Origin of the sequence: Kitasatospora sp. NPDC127111, from assembly GCF_042677465.1 — a bacterium.
Lineage (GTDB): Bacteria > Actinomycetota > Actinomycetes > Streptomycetales > Streptomycetaceae > Kitasatospora.
The window spans coordinates 73803-88650 of the sequence record NZ_JBHXTG010000011.1 but is presented as its reverse complement, the minus strand read 5'-3'; the positions used below and the strand labels follow the sequence as shown (position 1 = coordinate 88650).

The following is a 14848-nucleotide window of genomic DNA, read 5'->3' as shown; positions in this document are numbered from 1 at the left end:
GGGCGGGGGGACAGTGGAAGGACGGACCGCGAGTGGGAGGTGGCGTCATGGGTGTCGCCGATCTGGTGGTCGTGGTGGCTGCCGCCGTGCTGATCGGTGCCTTGGGCTGGTTCTTCTTCGGGCCGCGCCGCGCCCAGGCGGCGCGTCTGGAGGGCCGGGTGCAGCGGGTGGACGTGACGGTGCGCGGAGGCTACCGACCGGACGTGATCCGGTTGCGCCAGGGGGTGCCCGCAGAGCTTGTCTTCGACCGGCAGGAGAGCGGGGAGTGCACTTCGCGCGTGGTCTTCCCGGACCTGCGGGTCAGTGCGGCACTGCCCGCGTACCGGCGCACCACGGTGTCCTTCCTGCCCACCGACGCGGGTCGGTTCGGCTTCGCCTGCGGGATGAACATGATCCACGGCACCCTCCTGATCGAGCCCGACGGCGAGGGTGGCCACGACGGCGGCGGCCGGGAGGACGGTGCCGGCACGGGTACGGAGCTCCGCGAACCCGGGACGACACCGGGCCCGGTCGACTCCGCCGAGGGAGAAGACGCCGAGGCAGCGGAGCGGCAGGCGGAGATCCGGGACCTGACGCGGCGGGTGGCGGTCGGTGCGGTGCTGACGGCGCCGGTCCTGTTCGCGGTGATGGCGCACGAGCTGTTCGGCGCCGACTGGGTGCCCGGCTGGATGCTGAACCACTGGTGGCAGCTGGCGCTGATCACCCCGGTGATGTTCTACACCGGCTGGCCCATCCACCGGATCGGCTGGCTCACCCTCGCCCACCGCGGCGCCGACATGAACTCACTGATCACACTCGGCACCAGCGCCGCCTACGGCTACAGCCTGCTGGTCACCCTCGCCCCCGGCCTCCTGCCCTCCGAGGTGCGGGAGGTCTACTTCGAGGCGGTCGGAGTGATCCTCACCCTGATCCTTCTCGGCCGCCTCCTGGAGGCGAGGGCGAAAGCCGGCACCGGTGAGGCGATCCGCGCCCTGCTCGGCCTCCAGGCCCGCACCGCCCGCGTCATCCGGGACGGCACCGAAATGGAGCTCCCCATCGAGGACGTGGTGGTCGGCGACGAGGTGGTGATCCGGCCGGGTGAGAAGGTCCCGGTGGACGCGGAGGTGGTCTCGGGTTCGTCGGCGGTGGACGAGTCCATGGTCACCGGCGAGCCGATGCACGTCACCAAGCACTCCGGGGACACGGTGATCGGCGCGACCGTCAACGGCACCGGGTCGCTGCGCGTCCGGGCGAGCAAGGTCGGCGCCGACACGATGCTCGCGCAGATCATCCGCCTCGTCCGGCAGGCCCAGGCGTCCAAGGCCCCGATCCAGCGGCTCGCCGACGCCGTCTCCGCCTACTTCGTACCGGCCGTGGTCGCGATCGCGATCGCCACGTTCGCGATCTGGTTCACCGTCGGGCCGTCGCCGGCGTTCACCCTGGCGTTGGTGTCGGCGGTCGCGGTGCTGATCATCGCCTGCCCGTGCGCGCTCGGCCTGGCCACCCCGCTGTCGATCATGGTCGGCACCGGCAAGGGCGCCCAGGCGGGTATCCTGATCCGCTCCGCCGAGGCACTGGAGAGCGCGCACAAGCTCGACACCGTTGTCCTGGACAAGACCGGCACCGTCACGGCCGGCACCCCCGTCCTCACTGACCTCCGCCCGATCGGCGACCTCGACGCGACGGAGCTGCTGCGGCTGGTCGCGGGAGCGGAGTCCCCGAGCGAGCATCCGCTGGCCGCCGCGATCGTCGCGGGCGCCCGCGAACGCGGGCTGACCGTCCCCGAGGCCACTGTCTTCGACTCAATCACCGGCAAGGGCGTCCAGGCCACCGTCGACGGGCACACCGTTCTGGTCGGCAGTCGGCGGCTGCTGGCCGACGTCGGCATCGACACCACCGCGTTGGAGGAGGGTGCCGCCGAGCTCTCCGCGGTGGGTCGGACGCCGGTGCTCGCGGCGGTCGACGGCCGGCCCGCCGGGGTGCTGGCCGTCGCCGACACCGTCAAGCCGGACTCGACCCAGGCCGTTGCCGCCCTCCAGCAGCTGGGCGTCGACGTGGTGATGCTGACCGGTGACAACCGGCGCACCGCCGGCGCCATCGCAAGCGAGGTCGGCATCGCCCGGGTGCTGGCGGAGGTCCTGCCCGAGCACAAGGCGGACGAGGTCCGCCGCCTGCAGGCCGAAGGCCGCACGGTCGGCATGGTCGGCGACGGCATCAACGACGCCCCCGCCCTGGCCGCCGCCGACGTGGGCCTCGCCATCGGCACCGGCACCGACGTGGCGATCGAGGCCGCCGACGTCACCCTCATCTCCGGTTCCCTCGCGGGCGTGGTCACCGCGATCCAGTTGTCCCGCGCCACCATGCGAAACATCCGCCAGAACCTGTTCTTCGCCCTCGTCTACAACGCCGTCGGCATCCCCGTCGCCGCCGGCGTCCTCTACCCGCTGTGGGGCATCCGACTCAGCCCGATCATCGCCGCCGCCGCGATGGCTCTGTCCTCCCTCTCCGTCGTCACCAACTCCAACCGGCTGCGCCGCTGGCACCCCGAACCCCTGCCCGCCGCCACCCCGGCCCCGGCCGAGCCCCGCGTGGAAGTACCCGACGAACACGCCGCCACCGCTCAGCCCGAGGCCGAGACGGTCACCGACCCCGTGTGCGGCATGACCCTCGCCCCCGAGGATGCGGCCGAGACCCGTGACACCCCCGCCGGGGTCCTCTACTTCTGCTCGGCGGGCTGCGCCGCCGCCTTCGACGCGGAGCCCGCCCGTTACGGCGGACAGGAGGCGCGTTGAATCCGTGGGCTTGCGCCGGTGACGGGGCCTACGGTCTGCGCCGCCGTCGTGGTGGGCCGGCCAGGGCGAGCCAGATCCGGGCGGCCTGCACACTTGAGGCCGCGAGGAGCGGGACGCCGACGCCCACGAGTAGGGCGCCGTACGTGGCCCGAGCTGCCTGCATGCCCTGGTAGACGGCTCCGCTCGAGAGGATCGCCACGGTGATCAGCGTCCAGAACCACCGTCGGGCGCGTGCCGTCGTGGCGCCGTCCATCAGTGGCCCTTGGGGTTGTTGATCCATACCTCGACGGTGATCGCGGTGATTGCCAGCAGGATCCCCAGCGCGATACCCATGGCGACCTTGCGCTCCTGCCAGCGGCGACGCGGGCTGCGGTCGAGGAACGGCACCAGCAGGATCAGGGCGAACAGCGCGAAGATGACGACCGCGATCGAGGTGACGCCGAACCACTCCTCGAACGGGAAGAACCACCAGAACATCCACGGCGGCCGGGTGATCTCGATCCCGTCCACCGGCGTGGGGCCGATCACCGGCGGCACGAGCACGGCCAGGATGCCCAGGGCGCCGACCAGGACCAGGCCGAAGGCGGCGACCCGCTTCAGGTGCGCGGTGAACGGCTCGGACACCTCCAGGCCCGTGGCCGGGATCTCGGGGTGCGAGGAGATCCGGTGCCGCTTCACCAGTAGTGCGTGGAGAACGAACAGCACCAGGATCAGCCCCGGGATGATCACCACGTGGGCGTTGAACAGCCGCAGCAGGATCGGCACCCGCTCGGTCAGCTTGGTGGTGAACCAGATGCCCAGCCCGCCGAGCAGCTTGGCGACGTCCAGGTTGTGGGCGAGTGCCTCGAAGCCCTCCTGATCCCACTTCAGGACGGTGCCGGTGAACAGCGCGAGGTAGGTCAGCAGGAACATCAGGGTGCCGACCACCCAGTTGCCCTCACGCGGACGCTTGTACGAGGCGTGCACGAAGACCCGCAGCAGGTGCAGCAGCGCACTGACGAACATCGCCTGCGCCGCCCAGAAGTGCAGTGACCTGGCGAAGGAACCGATCCACGCGTGCAGTACCAGGTCCCGCACCGACTGGTTGGCCGTCTCCGGAATCGGCGTGTAGTACTGCGTGATGTAGATCCCGCTGACCAGGAGGATCACGAACGCGACGGCGGTGACGCCGCCCAGACTCCAGGTCAGGTTGTTGGCGTGCTCGGGGACGGGGTAGGCGAGCGCCTTGATCCCCATCCGCTCGTCGACCGCGTCCACCATCCGCCGCCACCGGCCGGTCCGCGGCGCCGCCGGGCTGTCGGAAGCCTCCGGTTCGGCCGTCATCGCGTCCCCTGTTCGTCGCCGTGCTCGAGTTGGCGCAGAGTGTGCGGGGGCCGCCACCGCCGCGCCAGCACCAAGCCCACGACCAGGACGGCGACCGAGACCACGAGCAGGGCCACGTCACCGCCGTTGCTCACCCCTTTCGCCGGCCGGAACTCGTCCAGGACCTCGCTCGTGCCGGTCTCACTCCCCACCGCCGGCCCGGCCGTCGGACGGCTCGCCAACTGTCCGCCCACCGCAGCCAGCAGCAGACCACGGACCTGCGCCAGCTCCGCCGCGCCCGCACCCGGCTGCTCCGCCAGCTCCATCGCGGCCTGCACCTTGGCCGCGTCCACACCCATCTGGTCCGGAGCCTCGGACGCGTCGTGGAGCCGCTCGGCGACCCGGTCCGCACCGGCGTCGTTGGCGATCAGCGCGATGGCCTGCTCCACCAGCACCGCCGCCTGGTCACTCTCGTTGCCATGCGCCCGCGCGGGGCCAGCCCCTGCCAGTACCGACAGCACGGCCGCGGCGATGCATACCGCCACGCGGTTGCCGTGACGGCCCACCACACACCTCCGGCTCAGACGGACACGCGGTCCCGCGGACGGCACTGCGGGACCGCCCTCAGTGTCGGCGGCCAACAGCAGCGCCCGGCACCGCCACACGCCGAGGGTCCTCCGAACGGCCCACCGCCGTCCCCGCCGGCCAGCCCAGCTTGTCCAGCCTGCGACCGACTCCACCGCCTCCCGCGGGCCCCGCAGCGCCGCGACAACCAGCCCGGAGGGCAGGTGGAGCGGGCCATCCTCACCGAGTTGGCCGATCCCCAGCAGGGCGCTTCGGTCCGAGCACCGAAGCGATCTCACCGAGCCCAGCAGCGAGCGGGCGAACGTCAGGTGCCTCAGTCGGCGTCAGGTGCGGGCACGGTGATGACCGGGCAGTGGGCGCGATGCAGGAGGCCGTGCGGGACGGACCCGAGCCGCATCCCGGTGAACCCGCCTCGGCCGCGCCGTCCGACGACGACCGCCAACGCGTCCTCCGAGGCCTTCGCCAACTCCTCGACGGGGTGCCCGCGCACCACCTGGCGGGTCACCGCGACGTCCGGGTACGTCGCGGCATGCTCGGTCACCGCCTCGAAGAGCAGCCGGCGACACTTCTGAAGCACGACGACCTCGTCCGTGGACTCCAGCAATGACGGCTGCCAGACCCACAGTGCCAGCACGTCCGCGTCACGCGTTGCGGCGGTCTCGAAGGCGTGCGCCAGGGCGGCGTGGGAGGCCGGGCTGCCGTCGACGCCGACGACGAGGTACGGCGTCGGCTCTGCGGCGCTTTCGGGCGCCAGCACCACGACCACCGGACAGGCAGCCTGGGCGCTGACCGGAACGGCCACCGAGTTCGCGCTCAGGAACTCCTCGATCCGGTTGAGCCGCCGCGAGCCGAGGACGATCAGGCGCGCACCGCGCGAGTGGTGGCAGAGTACCCGGGCGGGGGAGCCCTCGTCCTCCAACACGAGCGCGATGTCGAGACCGGGATTCCGACGGGAGAGGAAGGCGGCGGCCTCATCGAGCGCCCGGTGGCCGGTGCCTTGCGGCCTGCGGTGGGTCGGCGGCTCCGCGTGCACCAGCCGCAGCTGCGCCCCGCGGCGCTCCGCCTCGTCGGCGGCCCAGGCGAGGGCCGACTGCGCGCTGTCCCGGGTGTCCACACCGACGACGACGGGACGGGACCTGCTGGGGCTTGTCATCGCTCCTCCAGCCGGAGTCTTGTCATGCCCCCCAACCGGCACGCTACGGGCAGGGGCGCCGTCGGCGGCAGGGCCGAGTGGCCCCGACCGGGTGGGCCGGATGCGCCTGGGCAGTACACCTACCGCGCCGCGGACTCCCGTGATCCGTGGACGGGCTGCAAGCCGCCGATCACTGGGATGGGCTCGCGGTGCGCGGGCCGGGCCGACTCAGTCGGCCCTGTGGCCGTGTTCGGCGGCGATTCTGCGGGCGTGCTCGATGATCTCGGCGGCTGCGTGCTCGCTCACGCCGAGGGCGTGGGTGAGCCGGTGGGCGTCCCAGCCGTGGCGGGCCAGCAGGACGGCGAGCGGGTGGTGGCCGCTGGGAATGGGGGCGGGCCGCGGCGGTGCGACGATGCGACGCGGCGCCGTCGGGACGGGGACGGCGCGGCGGCGGAGCAGGGCGCGGCGGAGTTCGTCGGCGCCCCAGACGATGATCGGGAACGGTGCGACCGTGGCGAGCTGGGCCGGGGTCAGGGCGGCGGTGCCGAAGACGCCGTGCAGGGCGGGGACGTAGACGATCGCGGCGGCGAAGGCGAGGGAGAACGTGATGCCGCCGAGCAGTTGGCGGTTGCTGAGAGGGCCGATCGAACGCAGGGAGGCGTGTTCGGTGCGGGCGGCGAAGGCCGTACCGATCTGGCAGAAAACGATGCCGAGCCAGGTGACGGTGGTGGCCTGCTGGTAGGTGAGGTGCAGTGGGGTGCCCGGCCCGGTCGGGTCGCCGGCGTGCCAGCCGCCGACGGTCAGGGTGACGAAGTAGCCGCCCATGACCAGGACGGCGGAGATCACGCCGAGGAACGCCCAGGCGCGGGCGAGCATCGCAGGCCGGATCACGTGCTCGCCGCGCGGGCGCGGCGGCCGGTCCATCAGCCCCGGTTCGGCCTTCTCCCGGCCGAGGGCGAGCGCGGGCAGGGTGTCGGTGCCCAGGTCGACCGCGAGGATCTGCATCACCGTCAGCGGCAGCGGGATCGCGCCGCCGGCGAGGGCGAACACCAGGAACGGGACGACCTCGGGGACGGCGTGGGTGAAGATGTAGACGATGAACTTGCGGATGTTGTCGTAGGTCCGCCGGCCGGCTTCGACGGCCGCGACGATGGTGGCGAAGTTGTCGTCGGTGAGCACCATCGTGGCGGCCTCGCGCGCGACGTCCGTGCCCGATCGCCCCATGGCCACGCCGATGTCCGCGCGCCGCAGGGCGGGTGCGTCGTTGACGCCGTCGCCGGTCATCGCGACGGTGTGGCCCTCAGCGCGCAGGGCGTCGGCGATCCGCAGCTTGGCCTCGGGCGAGGTCCGGGCGAAGATCACCTCTTCGCCGCGGGCGAGCAGGGCGTCGAGCCGGTCGTCGCCCATCGCCTCGAGTTCGGTGCCGGTGACGACGCGCATGCCGCGATGGCCGATGCCGACCTGGTCGGCGACGGCCGCCGCCGTCAGGCCGTTGTCGCCGGTGACCACGTGCACGGCGATCCCGGCCCGGTGGGCGCGGGCGATCGCGGGGGCGACCTCGGGGCGCGGTGGGTCGGCCATGGCGACCAGGCCGAGCAGGCAGAGCTGCTGTTCGGCGTCCTCGCGCCGTGCGGGGGCGGGCCGTCCGGGCGGCAGCTGCCTGCCGGCGACGGCGAGGACGCGCAGCCCGCGGGCGGCCAGTGCACCGACCGCGTGTACCACCTCGGTGCGGTCGGCCGGGGTGAGCGGGCGTTCGACGCCCTGGCCGCGGAGGTGGTCGGCGTGGGTGAGGATCTCCTCCGGAGCGCCCTTGGTGTGCAGGACGACCGCGCCGTCCCGGGCGTCGGCGGTGGTCATCAGCTTGATGCGGGGATCGAAGCGGAACAGCGCGCGCCGGTCCAGGTCCCGCTGCTGGGGCGTGGACGGCACGCCGAGCCGGTCGGCGAGGTCGAGCAGCGCGAGCTCGGTCGGGTCGCCGTGGCCGGACTCGGGGCGGGCTGTGGTGCAGGCGGCCGCCGCCTCGGCCAGCAGCCGTACGTCGTCCGGCACGTCCCGAATGGGATCGACGGCCGACTCGCCGTGCGGCGTCCAGACCGCCGTGACCCGCATCCGGTTCTCGGTCAGCGTGCCGGTCTTGTCGGTGCAGACGACCGTGGTCGAGCCCAGCGTCTCGACGGCGGACAGCCGTTTGACGACCGCGCCGCGCCGCGCGAGGTCACGGACCCCGGCGGCGAGCGCCAGGGTGATGGTGGGCAGCAACCCCTCCGGGACATTGGCGACGAGCAGGCCGATCGCGAAGCTCACCGCCGCCGAGAGCGACAGGCCGGCCGCGAGACCCGTCGGCAGGAACGCCAGCCCCACGCCCACGGCGATTACCGCGATCAGCCGAGCGGCCCGCTTCACCTGGCGCTCCAGCGGGCTCTGCTCGCGGCGGGTGCGCTGGCTGAGCGCGGCGATCCGGCCGAGTTCGGTGCGCATGCCGGTGGCGGTGACAACGGCGGTGGCCTGTCCGCCGGTGCAGACGGTTCCGGAGAACAGCAGGTCGCGCGCATGCAGCAGCGGCCCTGCGCGGTCCACCAGCTCCGCCGAACGCAGCACGGGCACGGATTCGCCGGTCAGTGCCGACAGGTCGACCTCCACGTCGCCGGACAGCAACCGGGCGTCGGCGGAGATCCGGTCGCCCTCCTCGACCGCCAGCACATCCCCGGGCACGAGCGCGGCAGCCGGTACGTCCCGCCGCACACCGTCGCGGACCACGGTCGACTGCTCCGGCAGGAACGCGGCCAGCGCCTCCACCGCCCGCTCGGCCTGCTGCTCCTGGGCGAAGGCGAGCATGGCATTGAGCACGATCACGGCGACGATCGCCACCGCCAGCGCCGGGGAGCCGCTGACGGCGGCGAGTACGGCGGCGACCGCCAGCAGCAGGGCCAGCGGGTGGGTGAACTGTGCCGCGAGTTCCCGGAGCCGGTGCCGCCCGCTGTGCCGGGTGAGGACGTTGGGGCCGTACACGGTCTGTCGACGGGTCGCCTCGCGTTCCGTCAGGCCCCGGGGTGAGGTGCGCAGGTCCCGGAAGAGCAGGCCGAGGGGCTCACGCGGGTCGGGCGCGTCCTGGGCCCCGGGCGGGCCGGTGGCCGGCGGCTGCAACGCGTCGGTGGTCACGGCGCGGACCGAGCGGTGGGTTCGGGCACGGTGACAACCGGGCAGTGGGCGCGGTGCAGCAGGCCGTGCGGGACGGAGCCGAGCCGCATCCCGGTGAACCCGCCACGCCCGCGTCGGCCCACCACCACGGCGAGGGCGTGCTCCGAGACCTTGGCCAGTTCCTCGACCGGGTGGCCGCGCAGCACGTCGTGGGTGATCCGTACGTCCGGGTACCGGTCGGACCAGCCCGCGGTGGCTTCGGACAGCTGGCGGCGGAGCTCCTGGACGGCGACGTGCTCGTCGACGGGCACGATCAGCGGAGGCAGCCAGACCCGGACGGCGTGCAGTTCAGCGCCGCGCAGGGCGGCGGTCGCGGCGGCGTACTCGACGGCTTCGGCGGAGGCCAGGCTGCCGTCCACCCCGACCACCAGGTACGGCGGGTCCTGGGTGACGTGCTCAGGGTCGCGGACCACGGCGACCGGGCATGCGGCCTGGGCGCTCACCGGCACGGCCGCCGAGGAGGCGCTGAACACCTCTTCGGCGCGGGACAGGCTGCGGGAGCCGAGAACGACGAGCTCCGCCTGGTGGGACTCGCGGCACAGCACCTGGGATGGGGTCCCGTCCCCGACGGCGGTCGAGACCGTCAGCTCCGGATGCCGCTCGTACGCCCGCTGGGCGGCCTGGTCGAGCAGGCGGGCGCCGCTCTGGCGGAGCGCCTCGTGGTAGCGGTTCCCGTCGAACCCTACGATGTCGTGGATGGCGGGTCGCACCGCGTGGACCAGCCGCAGCGGCAGATGCCGGCGAGCGGCTTCGTCGGCGGCCCATGCGGCTGCGACGCGCCCGGTTCCCACGGTGTCGACGCCGAGCACGAGGGGGCGGCGGCTGCTGGCGGATGTCATGGCTCCTCCACCGGGTTGCGCGGGCGGACCAGCGGTCCTTCAGGGCCTTACCCGCACGATAGGGAGGAGCCACCGGCGAGGGGGAGGGCCGAGCGGCCCCACCTGGGCGGCCTGCCGAACTGATCCGTTCGAACGGCCCCGGGACGAGACGGTGAGTGAGTGCGGATGGCCCATGGAAGCCGGGGTCCTGGGCCTCTCGGTGGCGTCCCGGTGGTTGGCGCACCACCCTGGGATCAGACCTCACAAGCGCGATGTCGTAGCCCGGAGGTGAGTGCGGTGATCATCTCGAGGGCTCCAGAGTTCCATCGGGGCGATCGGGTGGTGGTTCATCGCGAGTCGGCGCACGGCGTGGCCGAGAACGCGCCGGTCGTGAAGATTGACGCCGATCACAGCCTGCATCTGGAGTTCGCTGGCAGGCACCGCTGCCCGTGGCACGACGGGCACGTCGAACTGTGCACCACGGCGGGGTAGCCGGGGTGCCGTACGGAAGCACGAGGAGATGGCCGTCATGACCGAGCCGTCGCTGACCCAGGCCGAGTACCGGTTGCTGGCCGCCGCCGCTGGCGCGGCGCCCTCACTACACAACAGCCAGCCCTGGCGCTTCCGGCCGACGGCCGATGCCCGCGGCATCAAGGTGTACGTCGACCCGGCGCGGGCCGTGCCGGTCACGGACCCTGACGGACGGGCGCGGTGCATCTCGGTGGGCGCCGCGCTGTTCAACCTGCGGGTGGCGGCCGGCCACCTCGGCCGGGGTGTGTCGGTGACACTTCTGCCCGATCCGGCCGTACCGGAACTGCTCGCCACCGTGGACTTCTCCGGTCCGGCCGAAGCCGCCGAGGCCGAGCTGTACGCGGCGATCGCGCACCGGCACTCCAGCCGGCAGCCGTTCGCCAACCGTGACGTGCCCGAGGCCGTGTTCGGCGAGCTGATCGAGGCCGCCGGCGCCGAGGGTGTGGTGCTGTCCGCGCTGGAGGAGGCGGGAGTGCGGCGCGTGCTGGCGCTCACCGCCGAAGCCGAGGAACGGATCGCCGCCGACGTGGCCCGGCACGCGGAGACCCGAGCCTGGCTGCGCCTGGAGGAGCCCGCCACCGACGGCATCCCGGCCGCCGCGCTGGGCCCGCTGGACCACGAGGCCCGGGTGCCCATGCGCAGCTTCACCGGCTACCCGCCCGCCCTGCCCACCGAGCGCTTCGAGGCACTGCCGCAGGTGTGCACGCTCACGACACGTGGTGACCGGCCCGAGGACTGGCTGCATGCGGGGCAGGCGCTGGAGCGGGTCTGGCTGCTGGCGACGGCACACGGCCTCCGGGCCTCGGTGCTGCACCAAGCCGTCGAGTGGCCGGAGACCCGGCGGCTGCTGCGCGACCCCTCCGAAGGGCCGGGTCATGTGCAGTTGGTGGTTCGCCTGGGCTACGGCCCTCCCGGGGCGCCGACGCCGCGCCGCCCGGTGTCCGAGATCCTGGATCTGACGGACTACCGGGGCGGCTCGCAATGAGGCACCGGACCGTGGGCGAGCTGATGACCCGTGAGGTCGTCCGGGTCGCTCCGCAGACCGGATTCCGGGAGATCGTGGCCCTGCTGCGGGAGTTCGACATCACGGCCGTCCCAGTGGTGGACGCCGACGGGCACGTGGTCGGGGTCGTCTCGGAGGCCGACCTGATGCGGACCCAGGCCGCCCAGGAGGACCCGAGCGCCCTGTTCCCGGCTCCAGCGCCGATGGCCGCCGGTGCGTCCACCGCCGAGGAGCTGATGACCAGGCCGGCCGTGTGCACCGCCCCCGACGCGAGCGTGGTGGCCGCCGCCCGGCTGATGGAGCATCGGCACGTCAAGCGGCTGCCAGTGGTGGACGACGAGGGGCTGCTGGTCGGGATGGTCAGCCGGGGCGACCTGCTGCGCGTGTTCCTGCGGGACGACCAGGCGATCCGCAGCGAGATCGTGGAGGAGGTCCTCGGCCGGACCGAAGGTGTCAGTCCGGCCTCCGTCGGGGTCCAGGTCGACCAGGGCCGAGTCGTGCTCAGCGGCGACGTCGAGCCGCCCTACCTCGGACCGATCCTGGTGCGGCTGTGCCGGGCCGTGGACGGCGTCGTCTCCGTCACCGACCGAACCAAGTCGGCCCCCGCTGCCGGCGGGTGACGCGCCGGCCGGCGAGCCGAGCCCGGCAGCCCTCAATCGGCGAACGTGTGGGAGTGCTCCTGCTTCGACTGCCTGCTGCCCGGATGCCTCGTGCTACTCGTGCGCGAAGTGGTGCAGGTGGGTGTCCGGGCCGTCCCGATTCGAAGGCCGGGCCGTCGTGGGGGCGGAGCTCAGGAGGGTGGGACGTCAAGCGGGCGGCGGAACTCGTCGTCGCGGGCCAGGGTCTCCAGCGAATGCTGGTACTCGGCCTGCCCGATCCGGCCGGCCAGTAGAGCTGCGGACAGCTGCTGCTCGATGTCCTCCGTACCGTCCATGCCCTGGACGCGGTCGATCTTCGGGTGAGTGAGCCGTCTCAGGCCTTCGACGAGCAGGCCCAGGAGCCAGATGAGTGCGGCGATCACAGCTGCACCTCCTGCTGTAGCACGTTCCCAACCAGCCTGTCACGCCGCCGCCATGGTGCCGACCCGGCGCAAGCAAGGCGCCGCTCAACGAGGCGGGCCGCTGGCGAGCGTGCGGGACATGCCGTCGAGGGCCAGCTGCATCGCCTGCCACGGGCGGCCCTGATGGAACGGCCGGCCGGCCCGGAACTGCAGCGGCAGGTACAGTCCGAGCGCCTTCTTGCCCAGCCGCCACAGCGGCGAGGTCCCGACCCGGTAGGCGTCACCAGCGTCCGCCGCGACGCGCACCACTGGCAGTGGATCGCCGGTGGCCTCCAGCGGTACTTGGGCGAAGGTGGCCTTGTCGAACATCTCCATGACGCACATGCTTGTCGGGACGAACGGGCGCGGGCGCCGCAGCGCGGTCGGGTCGATGGCCGCTGCGATGTCGTCGGCCACCGCGTCGGCCTGCAGGAAGGCAAGAAACGCTTGCTTGACCGGGAAGTCGCCGGCGTCACCGGGGGCGTAGACCTCGGGATGTGCCGGAGCGCGGCGGGTGGCCGGCTCGGTGGTCAGGAACCCGCGGTCGTCCCCGGCCAGGCCCGGGTAGTCGACGGCGGCGACGTACGGCGGGAAGGCGACGAGCAGGTCGAAGGGGCGGGTGGTGCCGTCGGTGTACGCGGCCTCGCCCGCTGCCACCTTCGACACGACGGCGTCGGTGTGGCCGTGGATGCCCCGGTGTGTGAACTCCCGGGTGACCACCTCGTGCAGGCGCGGGCCGAACGCCTGGATGTATCCGGACTCGTACGTCGTCCAGGTCAGCTCGACACCGTCGCGGGCCTTCTGCCGGCGCAGCCAGGTGTCCAGCATGAGCGCGATCTCGTAGAGCGGTCCGGCGCACTTGTTGTTCGGCGGTACGAGGAACAGCACCCGCCGGTGCCGCCCCGCCCGTGCCGCGTCCCGCAGCTCGGCCAGCTCCCCGCGCAGGTCGAGCAGCTGGGCCGGAGTCCAGATCGCCCGGGCGTGTTGGGCCAGGCCCGGCACCTCCTGCGAGCGCATCGCCGCGCCGGTGGCGACGACCAGGAAGTCGTAGCGCAGCCGCGTCCCGTCAGAGAGGTCGACGGTCCGGCTGTCCGGCTCGACTTCGGCCACTTCGCCCGGCTGGAAGGTGATCCGCCGCCGCGAGAGCGGTTCGACAAGGGGGATGCGCAGCGATCCTTCGTCACCGCCGAAGGGGATGTAGATCGTGTTGGGTTTGAACAGGAAGGAGTCCTGATCGGCCACGATGGTCAGCCGCACCCGGTCGGCGAACCGTCGGTGCAGGCTGAACGCGGTCTCCAGCCCGGCAAAACCTCCGCCGAGCACCAGCACATGCGGCTTCGCGGCCATCTCGCGACTCCTTCCGGCCGGGCAATTCCGGGCGCGTCACCACCGTCCGGGGACGGCCCCACCCCGAGCACACCGTGCGCCGGTCCGTCGGTCGAGGGCCGCCGGACCTGGCGCTTGGGCCGTTCGGCCCTTTCACGGAGAATGCACGACCCGGGTGGTGTGCGTGCCGTATGCGATGTGCAGCGGTGCGCTCGTGGTCGAGACTTGCAACCAGAGCTGGCGGTCGGCGTCCGCGCCCTGCTCGGTGACGGCTGGTCAGCCCCCAGTAGCGGATAGCCGTTTGCCCATCGCGCACAGTGCCTCGCACACCCCTCCTCGGCGGGGTGGAAACCGTCGTACGTGAGCAGCCAGGCGTCGGATGGTGCCTGGCTGCGCCGTCGTCGGTCCTGGCTGCCCGTCGTCACGCCGTGCGCCCGGGGTGCTACACGGGCGGGGGTGGGTCGATGGTTCTGATGACGCGCCCGGTGACGCTTGTCGGCCGGATCCGGATCCAGGTGTCGCGGTGCCCGCCCGCCCAGGGGTGGGGGTCGGCGCGCTTCTCGAAGCGCTGGACGGCCTCCGGGCCGGTGACCTGCTCTGCTGTGCCGGTGAGGAGGATGCTCCATCCCGTGCTGAGTGCCTCGTCGAGCTGGTCCACTTCGAAGGCGACGCGGTGGCCGGCGACCCGCGCGAGGACGCTGTCCTCGGCAGTGCGGTAGAGCACGGTGCCGTCCAGGACGCGGTAGTTGACGGGCAGCGCCATCGGCCCGTCCGGGGTGGAGAGGGCGACCCGCCCGATGCCGCCGGGTGACAGCTTCGCCCAGCACTCCGAGGGGTCCAGCTCCGCCAGCTCGGGGTGGGCGGTCGGGCCGGTCCTTCCCGGCGGTGTGTCGAGGCCGCCGCCGAGCAGGTACCGGACGGAGGTTTCGAGTGCACCGGCCAGTCTGGTGAGCGAGTCAAGCTGGATTGCGGTGGGCTGTGACTCCAGGTACTCAAGGAATCCAGGGTCCATGCGTGCCCTGGTGGCTGCCTCTTCGCGAGTGAGCCCGAGCTGCTCGCGGCGGTGCTCCACCCGGCGGCCGACATCGCCGGGATGGCCGGCCCGGGCGTTGGCGTCGCCGGCGTTCCTGGTGCTCATGAACG

General features: G+C 72.7%; 13 protein-coding genes. 4 read left to right on the top strand and 9 right to left on the bottom strand.

Annotated elements, in window-relative coordinates; translation table 11 throughout:
- Positions 1 to 47: 47 nt before the first annotated feature.
- On the top strand, positions 48 to 2771 hold the full coding sequence (locus ACFVHB_RS10070; protein WP_380318023.1) for a heavy metal translocating P-type ATPase: 2724 nt from the start codon (positions 48 to 50) through the stop codon (positions 2769 to 2771).
- Positions 2772 to 2799: 28 nt separating this feature from the next.
- On the opposite strand, the gene ACFVHB_RS10065 is transcribed toward ACFVHB_RS10070, so the two are convergent.
- The 6 genes from ACFVHB_RS10065 to ACFVHB_RS10040 form a co-directional block, all read right to left on the bottom strand.
- Positions 2800 to 2970, bottom strand: a complete 171-nt coding sequence (locus ACFVHB_RS10065; RefSeq protein WP_380318020.1) for a hypothetical protein — start codon at positions 2968 to 2970, stop codon at positions 2800 to 2802.
- Between the two features lie 53 nt (positions 2971 to 3023).
- The gene (locus ACFVHB_RS10060) at positions 3024 to 4094 is read right to left on the bottom strand and encodes a cytochrome bc complex cytochrome b subunit (protein WP_380318017.1); all 1071 of its coding nucleotides are present in this window, start codon (positions 4092 to 4094) and stop codon (positions 3024 to 3026) included.
- Complete coding sequence (locus tag ACFVHB_RS10055) at positions 4091 to 4618, bottom strand: hypothetical protein (RefSeq protein ID WP_380318014.1); 528 nt, start codon at positions 4616 to 4618, stop codon at positions 4091 to 4093. Before ACFVHB_RS10055 ends, ACFVHB_RS10060 begins: the two co-directional genes overlap by 4 nt.
- Before the next feature lie 353 nt (positions 4619 to 4971).
- On the bottom strand, positions 4972 to 5811 hold the full coding sequence (locus ACFVHB_RS10050; RefSeq protein ID WP_380318011.1) for a universal stress protein: 840 nt from the start codon (positions 5809 to 5811) through the stop codon (positions 4972 to 4974).
- Between the two features lie 207 nt (positions 5812 to 6018).
- Entirely contained in the window at positions 6019 to 8949 is a 2931-nt protein-coding gene (locus ACFVHB_RS10045; RefSeq protein WP_380318008.1) for a cation-translocating P-type ATPase, read from the bottom strand.
- A complete protein-coding gene (locus ACFVHB_RS10040) occupies positions 8946 to 9827 on the bottom strand; it encodes a universal stress protein (protein ID WP_380318005.1) in 882 nt (293 codons plus the stop codon). Before ACFVHB_RS10040 ends, ACFVHB_RS10045 begins: the two co-directional genes overlap by 4 nt.
- 276 nt (positions 9828 to 10103) lie before the next feature.
- Here ACFVHB_RS10040 and ACFVHB_RS10035 point away from each other — a divergent pair, with 276 nt between their 5' ends.
- From ACFVHB_RS10035 to ACFVHB_RS10025, 3 genes are read left to right on the top strand one after another with little or no spacing between them, the layout of a single operon-like run.
- Positions 10104 to 10298, top strand: coding sequence for a hypothetical protein (locus ACFVHB_RS10035; protein WP_380318002.1), 195 nt, complete (start codon positions 10104 to 10106; stop codon positions 10296 to 10298).
- A 37-nt stretch (positions 10299 to 10335) separates the two neighbouring features.
- The gene (locus tag ACFVHB_RS10030; protein WP_380317999.1) at positions 10336 to 11322 is read left to right on the top strand and encodes an Acg family FMN-binding oxidoreductase; all 987 of its coding nucleotides are present in this window, start codon (positions 10336 to 10338) and stop codon (positions 11320 to 11322) included.
- Positions 11319 to 11960: a CBS domain-containing protein gene (locus tag ACFVHB_RS10025; RefSeq protein ID WP_380317996.1), complete on the top strand. Its 642-nt coding sequence runs from the start codon at positions 11319 to 11321 to the stop codon at positions 11958 to 11960. Before ACFVHB_RS10030 ends, ACFVHB_RS10025 begins: the two co-directional genes overlap by 4 nt.
- A gap of 170 nt (positions 11961 to 12130) precedes the next feature.
- Here the strand turns inward: ACFVHB_RS10025 and ACFVHB_RS10020 are convergent, their stop codons facing one another.
- The 3 genes from ACFVHB_RS10020 to ACFVHB_RS10010 form a co-directional block, all read right to left on the bottom strand.
- Positions 12131 to 12361, bottom strand: a complete 231-nt coding sequence (locus ACFVHB_RS10020; RefSeq protein ID WP_380317993.1) for a hypothetical protein — start codon at positions 12359 to 12361, stop codon at positions 12131 to 12133.
- An 84-nt stretch (positions 12362 to 12445) separates the two neighbouring features.
- Complete coding sequence (locus ACFVHB_RS10015) at positions 12446 to 13726, bottom strand: NAD(P)/FAD-dependent oxidoreductase (protein ID WP_380317990.1); 1281 nt, start codon at positions 13724 to 13726, stop codon at positions 12446 to 12448.
- 421 nt (positions 13727 to 14147) lie between these two features.
- On the bottom strand, positions 14148 to 14843 hold the full coding sequence (locus ACFVHB_RS10010; protein ID WP_380317987.1) for a helix-turn-helix domain-containing protein: 696 nt from the start codon (positions 14841 to 14843) through the stop codon (positions 14148 to 14150).
- Positions 14844 to 14848: the final 5 nt, after the last annotated feature.